The 702-nt window shown below is 72.1% G+C and carries 1 protein-coding gene; it reads left to right on the plus strand.

The features are described from left to right. Nucleotides 1-144: 144 nt before the first annotated feature. A partial coding sequence (locus AOK17_RS44300; protein WP_245697776.1) for a dimethylarginine dimethylaminohydrolase family protein occupies nucleotides 145-702 on the plus strand: 558 nt, incomplete at its 3' end.

Genomic DNA, 702 nt, shown 5'->3' on the forward strand with positions numbered 1-702 from the left:
GGGGCGGCGGGGGCGAGAAACAACCCGTTCGGCTCCCGACGAGAGGCCCGCTCGCGGCGCACCATGAGCATCAACTGCCCCCGCGGTACCCGTAAGGAGCCCTCCTTGCACCCTCCCCGCCGCGCCACACCCCGGCGCTACCTGATGTGCCCACCCGCACACTTCGAGGTCACCTACTCCATCAACCCGTGGATGGACCCCGCCAAGCCGGTCGACGTCCCCCTCGCCGTCGCCCAGTGGGAAGACCTCCGCGACCGCTACCGCACCCTCGGCCACACCGTCGAGGAACTCACCCCCCGCCGCGGCCTGCCGGACATGGTGTTCGCGGCGAACGGCGCGACCGTGGTCGACGGCCGGGTCCTGGGCGCCCGGTTCGCCTTCCGCGAGCGGGAGCAGGAGGCCGAGGCCCACCTGGAGTGGTTCCAGGCGAACGGCTTCGACCGCGTCCACGAACCGGTCCACATCAACGAGGGCGAGGGCGACTTCGCGGTCACCGCCTCGTACGTGCTCGCCGGACGCGGCTTCCGGGCCAGCCCCCTCTCGCACGGCGAGGCGCAGGAGTTCTTCGGGCGGCCGGTGATCGGGCTCGACCTGGTCGACCCCCGCTACTACCACCTGGACACCGCCCTCGCCGTACTCGACGACACGACGGACCAGGTCATGTACCACCCGCCGGCCTTCTCCCCCGGCAGCCGCGAGGTG

The organism is Streptomyces phaeochromogenes, assembly GCF_001418655.1.
GTDB classification, from domain to species: domain Bacteria; phylum Actinomycetota; class Actinomycetes; order Streptomycetales; family Streptomycetaceae; genus Streptomyces; species Streptomyces phaeochromogenes.